This is a genomic window from Cupriavidus taiwanensis, from assembly GCF_900250115.1.
Classification (GTDB): Bacteria; Pseudomonadota; Gammaproteobacteria; order Burkholderiales; family Burkholderiaceae; genus Cupriavidus; species Cupriavidus taiwanensis_B.
This window is the reverse complement of sequence record NZ_LT984803.1, coordinates 346,646-366,784: the sequence shown is the minus strand read 5'-3', so window position 1 is coordinate 366,784 and position 20,139 is coordinate 346,646. Positions and strand designations below refer to the sequence as shown.

Sequence of the window (20,139 nt, the reverse complement as noted above, 5' to 3'; positions counted from 1 at the left end):
AATACGGCGAGCACGGGCGAGCACGACGCGCGCCATGGATCGGCCCGGGTGCGGTCGCATTCGTTGGTATACTTCGTCGCCATGATAGCCAATTTCGATGCGGATCGAGCACTCAGGCTCGCCCGCGACACGCTCCAGACCGAAGCCGATGCGGTTTCCGCACTTTCCGGCCGCCTGAACGGCGACTTTGCCCGTGCCGTGCAGCTGATCATGCAATGCACCGGGCGCGTGGTCGTCTCCGGCATCGGCAAGTCCGGCCATATCGGCCGCAAGGTCGCGGCCACGCTGGCCTCGACCGGCACCCCCGCGTTCTTCGTGCACCCGGCCGAAGCCAGCCACGGCGACCTCGGCATGGTCACGCGCGACGACGTGCTGATCGCCTTCTCCAATTCCGGCGAGACCGGCGAGCTGCTGTCGATCATCCCGATCGTCAAGCGCATCGGCGCACGCCTGATCTCGGTCACCGGCAATCCGGACTCCAACCTCGCCAAGCTGGCCGATGTCCACCTGGACGCGGCGGTCGAGAAGGAAGCCTGTCCGCTCAACCTGGCGCCGACCGCCAGCACCACCGCCGCGCTGGCGCTGGGCGATGCGCTCGCGGTGGCGGTGCTGGATGCGCGCGGCTTCGGCGAGGAAGACTTCGCCCGCTCGCACCCCGGCGGCGCGCTCGGGCGCAAGCTGCTTACCCACGTGCGCGACGTCATGCGCACCGGCAACGCGGTGCCCGAGGTGCGCGAAAGCACGCCGCTGGCGCAGGCGCTGATGGAAATCACGCGCAAGGGCATGGCCATGACCGCGGTGGTGGATACCGACGGACGCGCCATCGGCGTGTTCACCGACGGCGACCTGCGCCGCCTGCTGGAAACCCCGCGCGACTGGAAGACCGTGCCGATCGCCGAGGTCATGCACCGCAACCCGCACGTAATCAACCAGGACCAGCTGGCAGTGGAAGCCGTGCAGGTGATGGAAGCCAACCGCATCAACCAGCTGCTGGTGGTGGACGACGACGGGCGCCTGACCGGCGCGCTGCATATCCACGACCTGACCCGCGCCAAGGTCATCTGAGCGGGCCCGCCACTGACGGCACCAGCAGCACAACGCCAAGGACACCATGCAGGCACTCCTCGCCTCCCTCAGCGGCATCGTCATGCGGCTGCTGCCGCTGCTGCTGATGGCCATCGTGGCGGGCAGCACGTTCTGGCTGGTCCAGATCAACTCCCCCAAGGAAGACCAGGCCGCGCAGGCCACCAAGAAGCACGAGCCGGATTACTTCATGGACCGCTTCTCGGCCACCGAGCTGGCGCCCGACGGCAGCACCAAGATCCGTTTCACCGGCGAGCGCATGGTCCATTTCGAGGACGACCAGACCTACGAGGTCACGCGCCCCGCCATGCGCGCCTACGAGCCGGACCGGCCGCCGGTGACCGCGCGCGCCGACATCGGCCGCATGAACGCCGAAGGCACGGTGATCGACCTGTACGGCAATGGCTACGTGCTGCGCCAGCAAGGCAAGGATCCGTCGAAGGATCCGCAGCTGACCGCGGCCTCGAGCTATTTCCAGCTGCTGGTCAATGACGACATCGTCAAGACCGACAAGCCCGTCAAGCTGACGCGCGGCCCGTCGGTCATGACTGCCAACGGCCTCATCTTCAACAACGTCACCCGCGAAGTACAATTGCTCGGCAATGTACGCGGCACCATCATCACCGGCCCGTCCCCGGGACGTGCGCCAGGGTCCTGACTCCCGCTCCGGCGCAGCCGCGCACGCGTCGCCGGCCGGCACGGCCCTGCAGCGCGCGCCGAAGTCCGCGCAGACCGCACCATCACGCATCCAGACGTCCTCAAGCAACCCTGCCAACATGACCGCTTCCCTGACGACATCGTCCCGTCGACGCACCGCCCCGGCCCTGCTCGCGCTGGCCCTGGCCTTCGGCCTGCTGGCCCAGCCTGCCCTTGCCGAACGCGCGGACCGCGACAAGCCGATGGTGCTCGAAGCGGACAACGCCAGCTATGACGACGTCAAGCAGATCTACACGCTGTCCGGCAACGTGGTGCTGACCAAGGGCACCATGATCCTGAAGTCCGACGCCGCCGAGCTGCGCACCGACCCCGAGGGCTACCAGTTCGCCGTGGCGACCGCCAAGCCGGGCAAGCAGGCTTATATCCGGCAGAAGCGCGAAGGCGTCGACGAATACATTGATGGCTGGGGCGACCGCATCGAGTACGACGGCAAGCAGGAATTCTCCAAGCTGATCGGCAATGCCCGCATGGCGCGGCTGCAGGGGGCCAAGCTGGTCGACGAGATCCGCGGCGCGGTGCTGACCTACGACAGCCGCAAGGAACTCTATACCGCGGCGGGCGGCGGCAGCGGCGATGCCGCCGCCGCCAACCCGTCAGGCCGCGTGCGTGCGGTGCTGTCGCCGCGCCAGGACCAGAAGTCCGGCACCGCGGGCGGCTCGCCGCTGGACCTCAAGTCGGCGCCCGCGCCCGCCAACAAACCCTGATCGTACCCATGACCGATACCGCCACTCTCGCCGACAAGCCTTCCGTCGAAGCCAACACCGTCCTGCCCGGCGGCAGCACGCTGGTCGTGCGCCACCTGAAGAAGCGCTATGGCTCGCGCACGGTGGTCAAGGACGTCTCGCTCGACGTCAAGAGCGGCGAGGTGGTCGGGCTGCTCGGCCCCAACGGCGCGGGCAAGACCACGTCGTTCTACATGATCGTCGGCCTGGTGGCGCTGGACGAAGGCGACATCGTGCTCGACGGCGACCACATCAGCGGCCTGCCGATCCACGAGCGCGCGCGCATGGGGCTGTCGTACCTGCCGCAGGAAGCCTCGGTGTTCCGCAAGCTCAATGTCGAGGAAAACATCCGCGCGGTGCTGGAGCTGCAGCTTGACAAGGGCAAGCCGCTGGCCAGGGCCGAGATCGAGCGCCGCCTCGATGCCCTGCTCGACGACCTGCAGATCGCGCATCTGCGCAACAACCCGGCGCTGTCGCTGTCCGGCGGCGAGCGCCGCCGCGTTGAAATCGCGCGCGCGCTGGCGTCGTCGCCGCGCTTTATCCTGCTGGACGAACCGTTCGCCGGCGTGGACCCGATCGCCGTGGGCGAGATCCAGCGCATCGTCAGCTTCCTCAAGGCACGCAATATCGGCGTGCTGATCACCGACCACAACGTGCGCGAGACGCTGGGCATCTGCGACCACGCCTACATCATCAGCGAGGGCACGGTGCTGGCCGCTGGCCAGCCGGAAGAAATCATCGCCAATGACGCCGTGCGGCGCGTCTATCTGGGCGAGAACTTCCGCATGTGACATGGAGGCTGCCCGCCGTGGGCAGTCATGACCCCTTGGGCGGGGAGAGCCAGCGGCGATCACAGCGCATCAGCGATAGCAATTTCCGTTCCAACATCGGAAAGATGCGCATAAAATAGGTCGCATGAAACCGTCGCTACAGCTCCGCCTCTCCCAGCACCTGGCCCTGACTCCGCAGCTGCAACAGTCGATCCGGCTGCTGCAGCTTTCCACGCTGGAACTGCAGCAGGAAGTCGAACAGGCGCTGACGGAAAACCCGCTGCTCGAGCGGGAGAACGACTGGATCGAAAGCCCGCTGCGCGTGGCGGCCGATGGCTCGGTCAACGTACAGAGCGCGCCCGCGCCCGCTCCGGCCGAGCCGCAGGGCAATGGCGAGGCCCATGCCGAAGGCGCGGCCGATGACAGCTACGGCGACAACAGCAGCGGCGATGACTACAGCAACGGCGACTGGAGCCTGGACGACTTCGCCCGCCGCCCGCAAGGCGACGAGGACGAAAAGACGCCAATGCAGCTGCGCGATGCCGAGCCCACGCTGCGCGAATACCTGATGGAGCAGCTGACGCCGCTGAAGATCTCGGCGCGCGACAAGGGGCTCGCCATCTTTCTGATCGAGTCGCTCGATGACGATGGCTACCTGAGCGCCTCGCTCGAAGAGATCTGCGCGGAACTGCCCGAAGAACTCGAATTCGATCCCGACGAAGTCCACGCCATCCTGACGCTGCTGCAGAGCTTCGATCCGCCCGGCGTGGGCGCGCGCAATGCCGCCGAATGCCTGGCGCTGCAATTGCGCCGCCTGACGCACCCGCAACGCGAACTGGCGCTGACCATCGTCACCCATCACCTGGAACTGCTGGCGGTACGCGACTACACCCGGCTGAAAAAGGCCCTGCAGGTCGATGAAGTCGCGCTGAAGTCCGCCCACGACCTGATCCGCTCGCTGGCGCCCTACCCTGGTCACGCGTACAGCCGCCCCGAGGCCGATTTCGTCGTGCCCGACGTGTTCGTGCGCAAGAGTGGCGGCGGCTGGATCGCGCAGCTCAATCCGGACGTGATGCCGAGGCTGCGCATCAACGATATGTATGCGCAGATCCTGCGCGGCGCCAAAGGCGAAACCGGCACCGCGGGGCTGCAGCAGAAGCTGCAGGAGGCGCGCTGGCTGATCAAGAACATCCAGCAAAGGTTCGACACCATCCTGCGTGTCTCGCAGGCCATTGTCGAGCGTCAAAAGAACTTTTTCACCCACGGTGAAATCGCCATGCGCCCCTTGGTTTTGCGGGAGATTGCCGATACACTGGGTTTACACGAGTCAACCATCTCCCGGGTGACGACCAATAAATACATGGCCACGCCGATGGGTACTTTCGAACTGAAGTACTTCTTCGGCAGCCACGTGTCCACCGAAACCGGTGGCGCGGCTTCATCAACGGCCATCCGCGCCTTGATCAAGCAACTGATAGGAGCCGAAGACCCGAGGAATCCCCTTTCCGACAGTCGCATCGCCGAACTGCTGGGTGAGCAAGGCTTCGTTGTCGCACGCCGCACCGTTGCCAAATATCGCGAAGCCCTGAAGATCCCCGCAGTGAATCTCCGCAAGTCTTTGTAGCCGAGCCCACCGCCTGCCTGGTGAGGCTCTTTCAGAAGGAGAAGCGCTATGAACTTCAAGATCAGTGGACACCACCTGGACATCACGCCCCCTCTGCGTGAGTACGTGGAAACGAAGCTGGAGCGAATCGTCAGGCATTTCGATCAAGTCATTGGCGTTAGCGTGCTGCTCTCTGTCGACAATCACAAGGAAAAGGACCGGCGCCAGTACGCGGAAATCAATCTGCATCTCAAGGGCAAGGACATCTTTGTCGAGGCGCATCACGAAGACCTGTATGCGGCGATCGACGCACTCGTCGACAAGCTGGACCGTCAGGTGATTCGCTACAAGGATCGCGTGCAAGGCCACGACCGCGAAGCGGTCAAGTACCAGATGGCCGCAGCGCAAATGCAGCAATAAACCCGTGCCCGGCAGCTCCGCAGCGGGCTGCTGAACCAGGATTCCACAGGCAAGCCGCGCCGCGAAGCGCGGCTTTTTTGCGGTTCATCGAGGAATTCCGGGGAAGGCTGCGCGGATTTTGAGGAAGAAGTATTCCTCGTCGCGATAGCCGTACGCGCGGCGCTTGATGACCTTGATGGTGTTGTTGATGCCTTCGACCACGCTGGTGTTCAATGGGTGGCGGCAGCGGGCCAAGATGCCATGCCAGTAGCCTTGCAGGCGCTTCGCAAACAACTCCAGGGCAGGTATTCGGCTCTGCCGAGCCTGCTCGCACCATTGCTCCCAAGCTTTTTGCGCCCACGCCGGGCGGCGGTAGAACCATAGCCGCTTTAGCTCGTCGCGCAACAGATAGACTGTCAGCAATGGCCGGTTCGCCTCCAGGACCTCATCCAGATGAACCGCCTGGGGGACGCTCAAGTTCTCCCGATTCCGCAGCAGTAGCCAGCGTGTGGACTTGAGCACCCGTCTGGCCGGCCGATCGTGCCGCAGCTGATTGGCCTGATCCACCCGTACTCGGTCGATGACCTCACGCCCGTACTTAGCTACCACGTGGAACAGGTCGAAGACCACCTCTGCTTGCGGGCAATGCGCCCGGATCTCCAACTCATACGCGGTCGTCATGTCGATGGCGACGGCCTCGATGCGCTGCGCAACGCCGGCGGGGAGCTGCTCAAAGAAGGCTCGGGCGGTCTCGCGTGAGCGCCCCTGTCCGATCCAGAGCACCTGCCGCCCAATGGGGTCGACTACCACCGTGGCATATCGATGCCCCTTGTGTAGCGCGAACTCATCCATGGCCAGGTAGCGGATATTGGACCAGTCCGGCTCGGCCACTGCCTCACGCAAGCGAGCCTTATCGATCGATTTAACTGTGTGCCAGCCCAGATCGTAGAAGGCCGCCACCGCCTGCACCGTACAGTGGCGCAACAAGTGGCCGCAAGCCTGGGCCAAGCGGGCCGTCACGCGTTGGTAGCGCCCAAGCCATTCCAGCCGCTCCAGCCTCGGACCGCCGCAACGGTCGCACCAAACGCGCCGGCGCGGCACGTGCAGTACGACCCGATACTCGAACAGCGGAAGGTCCCGGACTCGCCTGACCACTGTCTCATGCACCTGATGGCAGCGCGCGCCACACTCCTCGCAATGCATGACCTTGCTGACCGGCTTCAAGTACAACGACAGCGTACGGCTCTCTCCCTCCGGCCATTCCACGCGCTCCAGCCGGTAGCCCTTCCAGCAACCCAGTGCTTGCAGCGTCTTGCGATCCAGCACACATCCCCCTGATACCTGAAGAAACAGACATCAGCATACAAAATGTGCTCTTTCGGGCCACGGTTTTCTGCGAAGAACCTTTTTTGCGCCCTGGCGCGGTGCCGGCTGTGGCAGCGGAGCAAAACCTTGCCACGCATGGAAGCCCGAGGTGTTCGCAAGCGCAGCGCCAAGGTGTATGCTGCGCCATACAAAGAGAGAGAAAATCGTGGCCGCGCGGGCTCGCGCTGCACCGCACAATGCAAGGGTAATCGCTGCTCTATAATGGGCCGGACGCCTCCCCGCTGCGCCGGTTGCGGTCAGGGAGCCAGCCGCTGCCCGGCGGAACGGTCCGCCCGCTAACTGAAATCCTGCGCATCGCCCATGAATCGTTTGGCCAAATTGCTGCCACCCGGCAACATCACCCTCGACGTCAGCGTCACCAGCAAGAAACGTGTGTTCGAGCAGGCCGGGCTCCTCTTCGAGAACAACCACGGCGTGGCGCGCGCCATCGTGACCGACAACCTGTTCGCGCGCGAGTCGCTGGGCTCGACCGGACTGGGCGCCGGCGTGGCGATTCCGCACGGGCGCATCAAGGGGCTGAAGCAGCCCCTCGCCGCCTTCATGCGCCTGGCCGAGCCGATCCCGTTCGAATCGCCGGACGGCAAGCCGGTTTCGCTGCTGATCTTTTTGCTGGTGCCGGAACAGGCCACGCAGCAGCATTTGGAAATCTTGTCCGAGATCGCGCAACTGCTGTCGGATCGCGACATGCGCGAGGGCCTGGCGACCCTGCCCACGCCCGATGCCGTGCACGAACTGCTGATCGCATGGCATCCCTGATCCACTGATTCCCCGCAGCGGGCCGGCACCAGACCGGGCAGGCGCCACGCGCTTCGAACACCGCCTTACCAGTCAACCCGCATGGAACTCACCGGCGTCACCTCCCAGTCCATCTTCGACGACAACGCAGCCGACCTCAAACTCTCGTGGGTCGCTGGCCTGGAGGGCGCTGACCGCGCCTTTGACGTGGAATTCGCTCGCGAAGCGACGTCCGCCGCAGACCTGGTGGGCCACCTCAACCTGATCCACCCGAACCGGATCCAGGTCCTTGGCAAGCCCGAGATCACGTACTACCAGCGCCTGGACGACGAGACCCGCAAGCGCCAGATGGGCGAACTGATCCTGCTTGAACCGCCCTTCCTGGTGATCGCCGACGGCATGGAGCCGCCGCCGGACCTGGAACTGCGCTGCACGCGCTCGTCAACGCCGCTGTTCACCACGCCGGTGTCATCCGCCGCGGTGATCGACCACCTGCGCCTGTACCTGTCGCGGATCTCGGCGCCGCGCGTGACCATGCACGGCGTGTTTCTCGACATCCTGGGCATGGGCGTGCTGATCATGGGCGAATCGGGCCTGGGCAAGAGCGAACTCGGCCTGGAACTGATCTCGCGCGGCCATGGGCTGGTGGCCGACGACGCTGTCGATTTTGTCCGGCTGGGGCCGGATTTCATCGAGGGCCGCTGCCCGCCGCTGCTGCAGAACCTGCTGGAAGTGCGCGGCCTGGGGCTGCTCGACATCAAGACCATCTTCGGCGAGACCGCGGTGCGGCGGAAGATGAAGATCAAGCTGGTGGTGCAGCTGGTGCGGCGCAACGACGGCGAATTCGAGCGCCTGCCGCTGGATTCGCAGTACCTGGACGTGCTCGGGCTGCCGATCCACATGGTCAAGATCCAGGTGGCGGCCGGCCGCAACCTTGCCGTGCTGGTCGAAGCGGCCGTGCGCAACACCATCCTGCGCCTGCGCGGCATCGACACGCTGCGCGACTTCATGGACCGGCAGCGCGCCGCGATGCAAGCCGATGCCGTCTCGCGCGGACAGGGGCGGCTGCTGTAAGCCTCGACGTCCCGGGGTTTTCAATTGCTTACAACGGCGTAGCAACCTACCGTCAACGTTTCTCGGGGATGCCCCGTTTTGTGCTGTAATGGGCATCACGCCCGTTACGGAAGCTGCAACGCCGACCCAGGCGCGCGGCGATAGGTTGTCCACCCCCGAGGAGAGCAAGCATGAAGACCCTGATTGCAGTGTGCGCGCTGGTCACCCCGTTGTTCGCGGCCAGCGCCTTTGCGCAGACCGCCACCCCGGCCACCCCCGCTACGCCGGCCAAGCCGTCGGCCGCGGCTCCGGCAACTCCCGCCGTGCCCGCTACGCCTGCTACTCCGGCCAATCCTGACAAGCCCGCGGCCAACACCCAGCAGGACAAGATGAAGGCCTGCAACGCGCAGGCCTCCGGCAAGAAGGGCGACGAACGCAAGGCGTTCATGAAGGAATGCCTGTCGAAGGCGGGCGTGTCCAAGACCCAGCAGGACAAGATGGCTTCCTGCAGCAAGTCCGGCAAGGGCAAGAAGGGCGACGAATACAAGGCCCACATGAAGGAGTGCCTGTCCAAGGCAGCCTGAGCGTCCTTGCTCGCGCAGCAGCATGGCGAACCGGAAGGTTCGCCATTTTTGCTGGTATCAGCGAGCTGTCATGACGCAGCCGGCACCTGATGCTATGCTTCAGTTGCTATGCGCATCATCCTCATCACCGGCATATCCGGTTCCGGCAAGTCCGTCGCACTGAACGTCCTCGAAGATGCAGGCTATTACTGCGTGGACAACCTGCCCGCGCAGTTCATTCCTGAACTGACCCGCTACCTCGACGGCCAGGGCTACACGCACCTGGGCGTGGCTACCGACATCCGCAGCCGCGAGTCGCTCGACCAGCTGCCCGACACCGTGCGCGCGCTGGCTGCCGAGCACCAGGTCGAGGTCATTTTCCTGACCGCCAGCACCGATGCCCTGGTGCAGCGCTATTCCGAAACACGCCGCCGCCATCCACTGTCGGCGCGCACCGACGGCGCGGCCGGCGGCGGCGCCTTCAACGAGACGGCGCTGATGGAAGCGATCGAGATGGAGCGCGCGCTGCTGAGCCCGCTGGCCGAGGCCGCGCACCGCATCGACACCAGCAATGTGCGCACCAATACGCTGCGCAGCTGGATCAAGGAACTGATCCGCGACGACAGCCAGCGCCTGACGCTGCTGTTCGAATCGTTCGGCTTCAAGCACGGCGTGCCCAGCGATGCCGACATGGTGTTCGACGTGCGCTCGCTGCCCAACCCGTACTACGACCTGGCGCTGCGGCCGCTGACCGGCCGCGACACGCCGGTGATCGACTTCCTGCAGGCGCAGCCGATGGTGCTGGCAATGGCCGAGGATATCCGCGCCTACGTGGAAAAGTGGCTGCCAAGCTTCATCGCCGACAATCGCAGCTACCTGACCGTGGCAATCGGCTGCACCGGCGGGCAGCATCGCTCGGTCTATATTGCCGAAAGGCTCGCCAACTATTTCCGGGCACATGGTAATGTGCTGGTCAGACACCGAGAGCTCGCACCGGCGGGCTGACGCACGCGGCATGGCACCCCGGGCTGCACGGGGCATCTGAGCGCGGCGTCGGCCTGGCGGCCCAATGCTGCGCGACCCCAAGCCTGCACCGCATGTCCTCGACCGACCTCTACCGTCCGGCAGGATCCGAAGATCCGCCACGGACGCTCGACAACCTGCCGCTGTTCCCCTTGCACACGGTGCTGTTTCCCGGTGGACGGCTGCCGTTGCGCGTGTTCGAGGCGCGCTATGTCGACATGGTGCGCAACTGCCTGCGCGACAGCGCGCCATTCGGCGTCTGCCTGATCGCCAGCGGCGAGGAGGTGGCCCGGCCCAACCAGCCCACCGTGCCAGAACTGGTCGGCTGCCTCGCCGAAATCGTCGACTGCAACATGGAGCAGCTGGGCGTGCTGCTGATCCGCACGCGCGGGCGCGAGCGCTTCCATATCATTAGCCACGAAATCCGCGACGACGGCCTGCTGGTGGCGCGCGCCGAGGTGCTCCCTCCCGACATCATCGACTGCAAGCTGGAACTGCTGGGCGAATGCCTGGATGCGCTGCGCCGCATCGTCACGCGGCTGCACGCCGAGCAGCCCGACCGCATGCCCTTCGACGAGCCCTACCTGTGGGACGACCCGAGCTGGGTCGCCAACCGGCTGTGCGAACTGCTGCCAGTGCCGCTGAAAGCAAAGCAGATGCTGATGGCCTTGCCCGACGCGGGCATGCGCATCGAGATCGTGCACCGCTACATGCGGCAGAACCACATGCTCTAGGGCCTTTCGCACCGCCCCCGCCCTGCCCCAGCTTCAGAACAAGCCCACCCGCGCCTGGTCCTCCAGCAGCCGGCGCACCGGCGCGGGCGTGCCCAGCGCATCGAGATCGTCGAGCGACAGCCAGCGCTGCCCGGCCGGCGTCGCACTGTCCTGCCGCAGCATGTTCTCCTCCGCGTTGAGGTCGACCCGGATGGCGCGGATCAGCAGCCGGAAGTGCGTGAACACATGGGTCAGCTCGCCGGCCAGCGCGGCGCGCGCGGGCGTGCCGAACGCGCGCGCGTAGTCGAGCGCGCGGGCCTCGGCGGCTTCCGCGTCGAAGGGCACGGTGTCGACCGGTATTTCCGGCAGGCTCCACAGGCCGCCCCAGATGCCGCTGTGCGGACGCAGGCGCAGCAGCACTTCACGCTCGCGCCGCACCAGCAGCATCACCGTGCTGCGCTCCGGGATCGCGGCGCGCGGCCTGGGCGCAGGCAGCACGGCGGTCAGGCCGTCACGGCGCGCGACGCAATCGGCGGACAGCGGACATGCTTCGGCTTCGGCCAGGCAGGCGGGCTTGCCCCGCGAGCACACGGTCGCGCCCAGGTCCATCAGCCCCTGCGTATAGGCAACCATGTCTTCGCCCTGGCGCGGTCCGGGCGCCGGCAAGGCCAGTTCCGCCAGCTGCCACATGCGCGTTTCCACCGCGCGCTCGCCCGGATGGCCATGGATGCCGAAGCAGCGCGCGAACACGCGCTTGACGTTGCCGTCCAGGATCGGCGAGCGCACCCCCGCGCTGAAGGCGGCGATGGCCGCCGCGGTGGAGCGGCCGATGCCCGGCAACGTGACCAGCACCGCGGGGTCGGTGGGGAAGCGGCCGCCGTGCTCGCCGACCACTTGCATGGCGCAGCGGTGCAGGTTGCGCGCGCGCGAGTAATAGCCGAGCCCGGCCCACAGCGCCATCACCTGGTCGGCAGGCGCGGCCGCCAGGTCCTGCACCGTGGGCAGCTGCGCGACGAAGCGCTGGAAGTAGTCGATCACCGCGCTGACCTGGGTCTGCTGCAGCATGATCTCGGACAGCCAGATGCGGTACGGATCGCGGGTGTTCTGCCACGGCAGGTCGTGCCGGCCGTGGACGCGTTGCCAGTTGACGACCCGCGCGCCGAAATCCGGCGGCACGTGGAGATCGTCGGGAAGGGCGGGAGCGATGCGGGGAACGGGCTTGCGGGGCATTGGGTAAAGCTTGTGTAGAACTTGTCGCCAGTTGGGCGCCCCCTCTCCCGCACGCGGGAGAGGGGAGCAAACCGGCAGCGTGCGAAGCTGGTCAGCAAAAAAAGCGCCGCGGGAGAGCGGCGCCACATGATATACCGGCTTCAGGAACTGGCTAGGCCACCGCCAGGCTGGCGCTGCCTGCATCGGCCCCCGGCCGCATCAGCCGCTGCGCAAAGCCCTCGATGCGCCCGCTGCGCTCGTCCAGCCCATTCAGCACTTCCTCCAGCTGGGCGATGCGGCTTTCCAGCGTGTCGGTGGCCTCATGGATGCGCTCGATCGAATCGACACGCCGGCGCAGCTGCTTCTGGTGTTCGCGCACCTGCGCTTCCAGCGGCGTCATCACCGACTTGAGCCACACTTCGATATCGCGGTTGAGGCCGCGGAAATTGTCCAGCACGCGGCTGGCCATGGTGTTGAACGCGCTTTGCACCAGCTGCGGGCGCGAACGCGTCAGCATGCTGACCGTGCCGAAATGCGCCTGCACCAGTCGCAGCGTCTCCTTCAGCTCGGCCAGGTAGCGCTCGGCGGTGAACTGCATCGGCGCCGGCAGCGTGAAGCCGTGCTCGGCATTGAAGCGCCGGTACATGCTGTCGATCAACTGGTGCAGCTGGCCGATCTTGTTGTCGGCATCGCTCACCAGCCCGCTCAGCTGCCCGAACAACGCTTCCATGTCCTCGCGCAGGCCGCGCGAGAAGAAGCGCTCCTTCATCTGCTCGCGCGCGCCGCGCATGGTGCGGCGAACGTCGCGCAATTGCAGGCTCTTGATGATGTCGGCGCTGTGCCGGCCAAAGACCAGGCGCAGCGCCTGGAACTTGCTGATGCTCTGCTCGAACTCTTCCTTCTCGCTTTGCACCCGCATCAGCATGTGCTTGACCATCGCATGGTTCTTGCCGCGCAGTCCGCGCAGCTCGAACAACTGCTCGACGATATCGCGGCGGCGGCTCTGCAGCAGCTGCTGCGCGGCGCGCGCCATGTCCTGCACCAGCCGGTACACCTGGTCCGAGACGATCTCGCGCCGGCGCGGAATCAGCTGGTCCGACAGCACGTGCTCGAACTCGGGCAAGCCGCTGCGCGCGAGCAGGGGGTCGTCGTGCGTGACCTTGGCCACCAGCCCCTTCTGCGCCGACACCGGATACACGCGCGACTGCTCGATGCCCAGCACCTGCGCGGTGGTCGACACCTGCCGCGCGATTTCGTGCGCGATCTCGCCGGGCTGGCGCAGCGGATCCCACAGTCCGTCGATCTTGTTGAGCACCGCCAGGCAGCCGCGCCGGTGTCCGGCGCCGACATGGCTGCGCCACAGTTCCAGGTCGCTCTTGGTCACGCCCGCGTCGGCGGCCAGCACGAACACCACCACATGCGCGTCCGGGATCAGCCGCAGCGTCAGCTCGGGTTCGGTGCCAATCGCGTTCAGGCCCGGCGTGTCAAGGATCACCAGGCCCTGGCGCAGCAGCGGATGCGGAAAATTAATGACGGCGTGGCGCCAGCGCGAGATCTCGACCATGCCTTCGGCATCGACCGCATAGGCGGCATCCGGGTCGTTCTCGTGGTACAACCCCAGTGCCTCGGCCTGTTCGGGCGGGACGCGCATGGTCTGCACCACGTGCTGGAACGCCTCGAGCATGCCCTCGGGCGACGATGGATCCAGCGGCACCGAATGCCAGTGCGATGCCGAGGTGCCGGCCTCGATGAAGTCGGCGGTCGAGGCGTCCTGCAGGCGCGTCTCGATCGGCAGCAGGCGGATGCTGGGTGGCTCGGCCTCGTCGTAGCGCAACTCGGTCGGGCACATGGTGGTGCGCCCCGCCGACGACGGCAGGATGCGGCGCCCGTAGTCGGCAAAGAAGATGGCGTTGATCAGCTCGCTCTTGCCACGCGAGAACTCGGCGATGAAGGCGACCTTGAGGCGGTCGCTGCGCAGCACGCTCTGGATGCGCTGCACGCGGTCGTCGGCCTGCGCATCGTAGAGGTCGTGCTGCTGCAGCCAGGACTGGAATTCGGCCAGTGACTGGAGGACCCCGGTTCTCCAGGCGCCGTATTGTTCGAATTGGTGGGCGAGCGTTGTCATGGAGCTGTTGGGCTGGCGTGGTTTTGCCTCGGGGCCCGCCACCCTCCCTGGCGGCATGCCCGTGTTCGCGATGCCGGTCCGCAACCCTGCCATGGACGCGGCCGGCCATTTTGTAACTTTTTATGACTGCGCACACGATACAGGTTTCCAGGGCGCTTTTGTGGAATTCCCGCCCCTTGGATGGCGGTGACCCCGCCAGTGTTGCGCCGATCCATCGGCCCGCGGCAGCGGGCCGTCCGTGAAGCACTCCGCGCGCCGATCAGTGCTGGCAGTTGGTGCAATAGAAGGTGGAACGCTGGCCCTGGACGATCTGGCGCACCGGTTTGGCGCACACCCGGCATGGCAGGCCAGCGCGGTCATAGACAAAGCAATCGAGCTGGAAGTAGCCGCTGGCGCCGTCGCTGCCGACAAAGTCGCGCAGTGTGCTGCCGCCGCGCTCGATCGCCTGCGCCAGGGTGTCGCGCACGGCTTGCGCCAGCCGGTCGCAACGCGCGCGGCTCAGGCGTCCGGCCGGCGTGGTCGGGTGGATACCGGCGCGGAACAGGCTTTCGGAGGCGTAGATGTTGCCCACGCCCACCACGATCGCGCCGGACAGCAGCACGGTCTTGATCGCCGCACTGCGACCGCGCGTATGGCGGTGCAGCCAGGCGCCGTCGAAGGCCGGATCGAACGGCTCGATGCCGAGGGTGCTCAGCAGCGGATGCGACGGCAGTTCCGCCTCCGGCAGCGTAGTCCAGAGGATGGCGCCGAAGCGGCGTGGATCGCGGAAGCGCAGCACGATGGTGTCTGGCTGCGGGCCGGATGTTGCTGCTGACGCCGCGTCGGGCTCGGCGTTGAGCACCAGGTCGAAGTGATCATGCACGCCCGGCGGTGGTGCCTCGGGTAGCACCCTCAGTGTGCCCGTCATGCCGAGATGCACCAGCAGCCAGCCGGGCGGCTGCGCCGCGTCGGCGCTGACGCATTCCAGCAGCAGATACTTGCCGCGGCGCTCGATGCGGCGCACCAGGCGCTGGGCCAGGCGGGTTTCGAGGTCCGGGTCGACCGGCCAGCGCAGGCCGCGGTGGCGCACCGTGACCGCGGCGATGCGCCGCCCCACCACATGCGGCAGCAAGCCGCGCCGGGTCACCTCGACCTCGGGCAATTCAGGCATCGAACCTCTCCGTTGGTTACCGCTCAAAACTCCTGCAGCGCCTGCTGGCGCCGGCCTGCGGCGCCAAGCAGCGCATTGTAGCGGCAGGCTACAATGCCCTTATCACTGCGCAATCTCCTATCCTTCGCCAGCGCGCGCCGGAGCACTCAATACATGTCGGACCTGATGCCGGACCTGATGCCGGACTCCACGTTGCAAGCCACCGCGGGCGGCGGCCTGACCACATCGCCGGGCGCCGGTTCGCGCACGGCGCGCCGTGCCGGCACCCCGGCCCGCTGGTGGCACGCCCCGCGGCGCCATGTGCGCGCTCTGGCCGCCAGCGCGCTGCTGGCGGCGGCGGCTGGCGCCAGCCACGCCGCGCCGCCCGTCGGCGCCGCTTCGCTGCCCATGCTGCAACTGGCCGCGGCTGACGCCCCGGCGGCCAAGCCAGCGCGTCCGGCACTGCCGTCGCTGGAGCTGACCGACGATATCGTCTATATGGTGCTCGCCGCCGAGATTTCCATCCAGCGCGGACTGATCGGCCCGGCCTACCGCACCTACCTGGAACTGGCGCGCCAGACCCGCGACCCGCGCTTCGCGCAGCGTGCCACCGAGATCGCCTTCAACGCGCGCATCCCGCAGCAGGCGCTCGACGCCGCGCGGCTATGGAAGGAGATCACTCCATCCTCGCCCGCGGCCGGCCAGGTGCTGTCGACCCTGCTGGTGCTCAACGGTCGCTGGGATGACGCCCGCCCCCTGCTGCAGCAACAACTTGCCGCGGTGCCGGCCGGCCAGCGCGGCGAAGCCATCCTGCAGCTGCAGCAGCAGCTGTCGCGCACCAGCGATCCGGCCGGCGCGGCCGCGCTGCTGCAGGAACTGACCCGCAACGACATCAAGCTGCCCGAGACCCAGCTGGCACTGGCGCGCGCGCGCGAAGTTGCCGGCGACGAGGCGGGCGCGCTGGCCGCGCTCGACCAGGCCCTGCGGCTGCGGCCCGGCTATGAAGCGGCCGCGTTGATGTCGGCCGAACTGCGCGCCGAGAAGCAGCCCGACGAAGCCGTGGCGGTGCTCAAGCGCTTCCTGGAAAAGTCGCCCGAATCGGTCAACGGCCATATCACGCTGGCGCGGCTATACCTGCTGAAGAACGACATGCCGGCGGCCCGCCAGGAGTTCGAGACGCTGCGCAAGGTGGCCCCCGCCGACCCGCGCGTGCCGCTGGCGCTGGGCCTGACCAGCCTGCAGGCCAAGAACTACGGCGAGGCCGAACAGTACCTGCAGGAATACCTGCAGCTGGTCGAAAAACAACCCAGCGCCAATCCCGATATCGCCTATCAATACCTGGCGCAGATCGCCGAGGAGCGCAAGGACTACGCCGGCGCGATCCGCTGGCTCGACCGCATCGAGGACATCCGGCTGGCGCCGGCGGCCACTGCCAAGCGCGCCCAGCTGCTGGCGCGCATGGGCAAGCTCGACGACGCCCAGGCGCTGTTCGGCGAGATGCTCAGCGACGCCGAGGACATCCCCGATCCCGGCCAGCGCGCGCAGCGCGTGACCGCCATCCGCCAGGCCGAAGTGGCCACGCTGATGGAGAGCAAGGCCTACGACCGTGCCCGCAAGGTGCTGAACGACCGCATCGTGGCCGAGCCCGACAACGCCGACTGGATCTATGAACTGGCCATGCTCGACGAGCGCCAGAAGCGCTTCGCCAGCATGGAAACCGGCCTGCGCCGCGTGATTGCGCTGCAGCCGCAACAGAAGCAGGGCTACAACGCCCTCGGCTATTCGCTGGCGGACCGCAACGAGCGCCTGCCCGAGGCGCTCAAGCTGCTGGAGCGTGCCGCCGAGCTGGGCCCGGACGATCCGTACATCATGGACAGCCTGGCCTGGGTCAAATTCCGCATGGGCGACCTGCAGCCCGCGGCCGCGCTGCTGCGCAACGCCTATGCCAAGGCCCCCGAGGCTGAAATCGGCGCGCATCTCGGCGAGGTGCTGTGGCAGCTCGGCGAACACGACGAGGCCCGCAAGACCTGGACCGAGGCCGTGCGTATCGATCCCGAGAACGAGACCCTGATCGACACGCTGCGCCGCTACAAGGTCAACGTCCAGCCCTCCAGGTAAGCCCGTGCGCCGCGGCCGGCACGCCCGCCCGCGGCGCCGGATTCCCGTCAGCCCGGCGGCCCCCGCGCCGCCGTCCTTACCACCATGCCCATGAACCGATCCCGACGCCTGGCGCTGCTTTGCCTTGGCGCGCCCCTGCTGCTGCAGGCGTGCGCCAGCGTGGCGCCATCGCGCAGCTTCGATCTCGACCAGGACGCCGCCAGCCAGCAGTACACCGGCCGCTTTTCCGCCAATTACGTGCGCTACGGGCGCGACGAGGGCGTGCAGGGCAGCTTCCGCTGGGAGGAGCAGGGCCGCAACGTGCGGCTCGACCTGGTCTCGCCGCTTGGCCAGACCCTGGCCGTGGTCACCGCCACGCCATCGGGCGCCACCCTCGACCTGCCCAACCAGCCGCCGCGCAACGCGCCCGAGGTCGATACGCTGATGGAGGAAGCGCTGGGCTTTGCGCTGCCGGTCGCCGGCATGCGCGACTGGCTGCACGGGCGTCCCACGCTTGGCACGCCGGCGCGCGCCACGCGCGACGAGCAGGGCCGGCTGGCGACGCTGGCGCAGAACGGCTGGACCGTGCGCTACGTCGCGTGGCAGGACCCGCCCGCCGCCGGCACTGCCGCCACCCAGGTGCCCCGCCGTATCGACCTGGCGCGCGACGCCGGCAGCAATCCGCTGTCGGTGCGCCTGGTCATCGATCCCCAGACGCCATAACGGCCTCCGTCATGCCAAGCAGCCATCCCCTGCCCCCGCCCGAACTGCGCGACTGTCCGGCGCCGGCCAAGCTCAATCTGTTCCTGCACGTGACCGGCCGCCGCGCCGACGGCTACCACACGCTGCAGACCGTGTTCCAGCTGGTCGACTGGTGCGACACGCTGCATTTCCGCCGCCGCGACGACGGCGTGGTCGTGCGCGTCACCGAGGTGCCCGGCGTGCCGGCCGAGACCGACCTGGTGGTGCGGGCGGCGCGCGCGCTCCAGGCCGCCACCGGCACCACCTTCGGCGCCGAGATCGCCATCGACAAGGTGCTTCCGATGGGCGGCGGCATCGGCGGCGGCTCTTCCGACGCCGCCACCACGCTGCTGGCGCTGAACCACCTGTGGGGCCTGGGTCTGGCGCGCGCCGAGCTGATGCGGATCGGGCTGACGCTGGGCGCCGACGTGCCGGTGTTCGTGCTCGGGCAGAACGCCTTTGCGCAGGGCATCGGCGAAGATCTCACGCCGGTCGAGCTGCCCGACAGCTGGTTCGTGATCATCCACCCCAAGCAGCACGTGCCCACCGCTGAAATTTTTTCGGACGAGTGCTTGACAAGGGATACACCAATCTCCATAATTGCGGTCTTCGCTGCTCGCACAAACAAATTCGATTTCGGTCGCAACGACCTGGAACCGATAGCAACAGCGAAGTTCGGCGAAGTCGCCCGAGCCCTGGCATGGCTGAAGCAACATAACCAGCATGCCCGGATGACCGGTTCCGGAGCCTGCGTGTTTGCGCGTTTTTCAGACGCAAGAACAGCGCAGCAGGTTTTGGAAAGGTTGCCTCCCGAATGGGATGGCAGGTGTGTGAGAAGTCTGGCACATCATCCGCTCGCGACGTTCGCATAGCAAGTTATCGTTCGGCGCGGTACGGCAGTTTGGTACCACGAAGAGCGGCCCGGTTGTGTAGGGGAGTCGCCAAGTTGGTCAAGGCACCGGATTTTGATTCCGGCATTCGAAGGTTCGAATCCTTCTTCCCCTGCCATTACTTCCTATAGTGTCCTAACGGAACACGATATCTCCAAGTCACCGGCTTCGCCGGTGACACCAAGCTCCCCCAGCAGCAAGACAGGTGCCCCGAATGAGCAGCGAAGGCTTGATGGTATTTACCGGCAACGCCAACCCCAAACTCGCGGAGGCTGTCGTACAGCACCTCGGCATTCCGCTGGGCAAGGCTCAGGTTGGCCGTTTCTCCGACGGTGAAGTACAGGTCGAAATCCAGGAAAATGTTCGCGGCAAGCACGTCATCGTGCTGCAGTCCACCTGCGCGCCGACCAACGACAACCTGATGGAACTGATGGTGATGGTCGATGCGCTCAAGCGCGCCTCGGCACGCAGCATCACCGCCGCCATGCCCTACTTCGGCTATGCCCGCCAGGACCGCCGCCCGCGTTCGGCGCGCGTGGCGATCTCGGCCAAGGTGGTGGCCAACATGCTGGAAGTCGCCGGCGTCGAGCGCGTGCTGACGATGGACCTGCACGCCGACCAGATCCAGGGCTTTTTCGATATTCCCGTCGACAACATCTACGCTTCGCCGGTACTGCTGGGCGACCTGCGCGAGAAGAACTACGGCGACCTGCTGGTGGTCTCGCCGGACGTCGGCGGCGTGGTACGTGCCCGCGCGCTGGCCAAGGAACTGAACTGCGACCTGGCCATCATCGACAAGCGTCGTCCCAAGGCCAACGTGGCCGAGGTGATGAACATCATCGGTGAAGTCGAAGGCCGCAACTGCGTCATCATGGATGACATGATCGACACCGGCGGCACGCTGTGCAAGGCCGCCCAGGTGCTGAAGGAGCGTGGCGCGCTGAAGGTGTTCGCCTACTGCACGCACCCCGTGCTGTCGGGCGGCGCGGCGGCCCGCATCGCCGATTCGGCGCTGGACGAAGTGGTGGTGTGCGACACCATCCCGCTGTCCGAGGAAGCCGCCAAGTGCGCCAAGATCCGCCAGCTCTCGACCGCGCCGTTGCTGGCCGAGACCTTCACCCGCATCGTCAAGGGCGACTCGATCATGTCGCTGTTCGCGGGTTCCTGATAGAATCTCTGGC

General features: G+C 66.7%; 19 protein-coding genes and 1 tRNA gene. 16 read left to right on the top strand and 4 right to left on the bottom strand.

The genetic code is table 11. From position 1 onward, the window contains the following. Window positions 1-81: 81 nt before the first annotated feature. The 6 genes from CBM2586_RS01790 to hpf all read left to right on the top strand — a co-directional run bounded on the left by CBM2586_RS01790 (window position 82) and on the right by hpf (window position 5,315). A complete protein-coding gene (locus CBM2586_RS01790) occupies window positions 82-1,065 on the top strand; it encodes a KpsF/GutQ family sugar-phosphate isomerase (RefSeq protein ID WP_115688596.1) in 984 nt (327 codons plus the stop codon). A 46-nt stretch (window positions 1,066-1,111) separates the two neighbouring features. Beyond that, a complete protein-coding gene (lptC, locus tag CBM2586_RS01785) occupies window positions 1,112-1,741 on the top strand; it encodes an LPS export ABC transporter periplasmic protein LptC (protein WP_115663094.1) in 630 nt (209 codons plus the stop codon). Window positions 1,742-1,859: 118 nt separating this feature from the next. Next, the gene (lptA, locus tag CBM2586_RS01780; protein ID WP_115663095.1) at window positions 1,860-2,504 is read left to right on the top strand and encodes a lipopolysaccharide transport periplasmic protein LptA; all 645 of its coding nucleotides are present in this window, start codon (window positions 1,860-1,862) and stop codon (window positions 2,502-2,504) included. Window positions 2,505-2,512: 8 nt separating this feature from the next. Then, window positions 2,513-3,313: an LPS export ABC transporter ATP-binding protein gene (gene lptB / locus CBM2586_RS01775; protein WP_115663096.1), complete on the top strand. Its 801-nt coding sequence runs from the start codon at window positions 2,513-2,515 to the stop codon at window positions 3,311-3,313. Window positions 3,314-3,437: 124 nt separating this feature from the next. Continuing rightward, complete coding sequence (locus CBM2586_RS01770) at window positions 3,438-4,916, top strand: RNA polymerase factor sigma-54 (protein ID WP_115663097.1); 1,479 nt, start codon at window positions 3,438-3,440, stop codon at window positions 4,914-4,916. Window positions 4,917-4,964: 48 nt separating this feature from the next. Continuing rightward, window positions 4,965-5,315, top strand: coding sequence for a ribosome hibernation-promoting factor, HPF/YfiA family (hpf, locus tag CBM2586_RS01765; RefSeq protein ID WP_010814386.1), 351 nt, complete (start codon window positions 4,965-4,967; stop codon window positions 5,313-5,315). 84 nt (window positions 5,316-5,399) lie between these two features. Here the strand turns inward: hpf and CBM2586_RS01760 are convergent, their stop codons facing one another. Then, window positions 5,400-6,620: an ISL3-like element ISRta1 family transposase gene (locus tag CBM2586_RS01760; RefSeq protein WP_012353615.1), complete on the bottom strand. Its 1,221-nt coding sequence runs from the start codon at window positions 6,618-6,620 to the stop codon at window positions 5,400-5,402. A 360-nt stretch (window positions 6,621-6,980) separates the two neighbouring features. Here CBM2586_RS01760 and CBM2586_RS01755 point away from each other — a divergent pair, with 360 nt between their 5' ends. The 5 genes from CBM2586_RS01755 (at window position 6,981) to CBM2586_RS01735 (ending at window position 10,788) form a co-directional block, all read left to right on the top strand. Next, the gene (locus tag CBM2586_RS01755; protein WP_018008706.1) at window positions 6,981-7,436 is read left to right on the top strand and encodes a PTS sugar transporter subunit IIA; all 456 of its coding nucleotides are present in this window, start codon (window positions 6,981-6,983) and stop codon (window positions 7,434-7,436) included. 81 nt (window positions 7,437-7,517) lie between these two features. Next, complete coding sequence (gene hprK / locus CBM2586_RS01750; RefSeq protein ID WP_012351664.1) at window positions 7,518-8,489, top strand: HPr(Ser) kinase/phosphatase; 972 nt, start codon at window positions 7,518-7,520, stop codon at window positions 8,487-8,489. A gap of 170 nt (window positions 8,490-8,659) precedes the next feature. After that, window positions 8,660-9,052 (top strand): PsiF family protein, encoded by a 393-nt coding sequence (locus tag CBM2586_RS01745; RefSeq protein WP_115663098.1) that lies wholly within the window; start codon window positions 8,660-8,662, stop codon window positions 9,050-9,052. Between the two features lie 108 nt (window positions 9,053-9,160). Then, a complete protein-coding gene (rapZ, locus tag CBM2586_RS01740; RefSeq protein WP_115663099.1) occupies window positions 9,161-10,036 on the top strand; it encodes an RNase adapter RapZ in 876 nt (291 codons plus the stop codon). A 92-nt stretch (window positions 10,037-10,128) separates the two neighbouring features. Then, on the top strand, window positions 10,129-10,788 hold the full coding sequence (locus CBM2586_RS01735) for an LON peptidase substrate-binding domain-containing protein (RefSeq protein WP_115663100.1): 660 nt from the start codon (window positions 10,129-10,131) through the stop codon (window positions 10,786-10,788). Window positions 10,789-10,821: 33 nt separating this feature from the next. On the opposite strand, the gene mutY is transcribed toward CBM2586_RS01735, so the two are convergent. From mutY to mutM, 3 genes are all read right to left on the bottom strand, one after another. Then, window positions 10,822-11,997, bottom strand: coding sequence for an A/G-specific adenine glycosylase (gene mutY, locus CBM2586_RS01730; RefSeq protein WP_115686696.1), 1,176 nt, complete (start codon window positions 11,995-11,997; stop codon window positions 10,822-10,824). A gap of 151 nt (window positions 11,998-12,148) precedes the next feature. After that, on the bottom strand, window positions 12,149-14,101 hold the full coding sequence (locus tag CBM2586_RS01725; protein ID WP_115686695.1) for a dynamin family protein: 1,953 nt from the start codon (window positions 14,099-14,101) through the stop codon (window positions 12,149-12,151). A gap of 259 nt (window positions 14,102-14,360) precedes the next feature. Continuing rightward, on the bottom strand, window positions 14,361-15,251 hold the full coding sequence (gene mutM, locus CBM2586_RS01720; RefSeq protein ID WP_115663103.1) for a bifunctional DNA-formamidopyrimidine glycosylase/DNA-(apurinic or apyrimidinic site) lyase: 891 nt from the start codon (window positions 15,249-15,251) through the stop codon (window positions 14,361-14,363). Window positions 15,252-15,404: 153 nt separating this feature from the next. Here mutM and CBM2586_RS01715 point away from each other — a divergent pair, with 153 nt between their 5' ends. The 5 genes from CBM2586_RS01715 to CBM2586_RS01695 all read left to right on the top strand — a co-directional run bounded on the left by CBM2586_RS01715 (window position 15,405) and on the right by CBM2586_RS01695 (window position 20,126). Further along, window positions 15,405-17,348, top strand: coding sequence for a tetratricopeptide repeat protein (locus CBM2586_RS01715; protein ID WP_115686693.1), 1,944 nt, complete (start codon window positions 15,405-15,407; stop codon window positions 17,346-17,348). Between the two features lie 90 nt (window positions 17,349-17,438). After that, window positions 17,439-18,050 (top strand): lipoprotein insertase outer membrane protein LolB, encoded by a 612-nt coding sequence (gene lolB / locus CBM2586_RS01710; protein ID WP_115686692.1) that lies wholly within the window; start codon window positions 17,439-17,441, stop codon window positions 18,048-18,050. Between the two features lie 11 nt (window positions 18,051-18,061). After that, complete coding sequence (gene ispE / locus CBM2586_RS01705; protein ID WP_115663106.1) at window positions 18,062-18,940, top strand: 4-(cytidine 5'-diphospho)-2-C-methyl-D-erythritol kinase; 879 nt, start codon at window positions 18,062-18,064, stop codon at window positions 18,938-18,940. A gap of 59 nt (window positions 18,941-18,999) precedes the next feature. Further along, window positions 19,000-19,076 (top strand) — tRNA-Gln (locus CBM2586_RS01700). 96 nt (window positions 19,077-19,172) lie between these two features. Further along, on the top strand, window positions 19,173-20,126 hold the full coding sequence (locus tag CBM2586_RS01695) for a ribose-phosphate pyrophosphokinase (protein WP_115663107.1): 954 nt from the start codon (window positions 19,173-19,175) through the stop codon (window positions 20,124-20,126). The last annotated feature ends 13 nt before the right edge of the window (window positions 20,127-20,139 follow it).

Bases quoted from the DNA above. Each gene is read 5' to 3' on its own strand.
- lptC (WP_115663094.1), top strand. From the start codon at position 1,112: ATGCAGGCACTCCTCGCCTCCCTCAGCGGCATCGTCATGCGGCTGCTG.
- mutM (WP_115663103.1), bottom strand. From the start codon at position 15,251: ATGCCTGAATTGCCCGAGGTCGAGGTGACCCGGCGCGGCTTGCTGCCG.
- CBM2586_RS01725 (WP_115686695.1), bottom strand. From the start codon at position 14,101: ATGACAACGCTCGCCCACCAATTCGAACAATACGGCGCCTGGAGAACC.
- CBM2586_RS01715 (WP_115686693.1), top strand. From the start codon at position 15,405: ATGTCGGACCTGATGCCGGACCTGATGCCGGACTCCACGTTGCAAGCC.
- CBM2586_RS01770 (WP_115663097.1), top strand. From the start codon at position 3,438: ATGAAACCGTCGCTACAGCTCCGCCTCTCCCAGCACCTGGCCCTGACT.
- rapZ (WP_115663099.1), top strand. From the start codon at position 9,161: ATGCGCATCATCCTCATCACCGGCATATCCGGTTCCGGCAAGTCCGTC.
- CBM2586_RS01735 (WP_115663100.1), top strand. From the start codon at position 10,129: ATGTCCTCGACCGACCTCTACCGTCCGGCAGGATCCGAAGATCCGCCA.
- ispE (WP_115663106.1), top strand. From the start codon at position 18,062: ATGCCAAGCAGCCATCCCCTGCCCCCGCCCGAACTGCGCGACTGTCCG.
- lolB (WP_115686692.1), top strand. From the start codon at position 17,439: ATGAACCGATCCCGACGCCTGGCGCTGCTTTGCCTTGGCGCGCCCCTG.
- CBM2586_RS01695 (WP_115663107.1), top strand. From the start codon at position 19,173: ATGAGCAGCGAAGGCTTGATGGTATTTACCGGCAACGCCAACCCCAAA.
- lptA (WP_115663095.1), top strand. From the start codon at position 1,860: ATGACCGCTTCCCTGACGACATCGTCCCGTCGACGCACCGCCCCGGCC.
- lptB (WP_115663096.1), top strand. From the start codon at position 2,513: ATGACCGATACCGCCACTCTCGCCGACAAGCCTTCCGTCGAAGCCAAC.
- hpf (WP_010814386.1), top strand. From the start codon at position 4,965: ATGAACTTCAAGATCAGTGGACACCACCTGGACATCACGCCCCCTCTG.
- CBM2586_RS01745 (WP_115663098.1), top strand. From the start codon at position 8,660: ATGAAGACCCTGATTGCAGTGTGCGCGCTGGTCACCCCGTTGTTCGCG.
- hprK (WP_012351664.1), top strand. From the start codon at position 7,518: ATGGAACTCACCGGCGTCACCTCCCAGTCCATCTTCGACGACAACGCA.
- CBM2586_RS01755 (WP_018008706.1), top strand. From the start codon at position 6,981: ATGAATCGTTTGGCCAAATTGCTGCCACCCGGCAACATCACCCTCGAC.
- mutY (WP_115686696.1), bottom strand. From the start codon at position 11,997: ATGCCCCGCAAGCCCGTTCCCCGCATCGCTCCCGCCCTTCCCGACGAT.
- CBM2586_RS01790 (WP_115688596.1), top strand. From the start codon at position 82: ATGATAGCCAATTTCGATGCGGATCGAGCACTCAGGCTCGCCCGCGAC.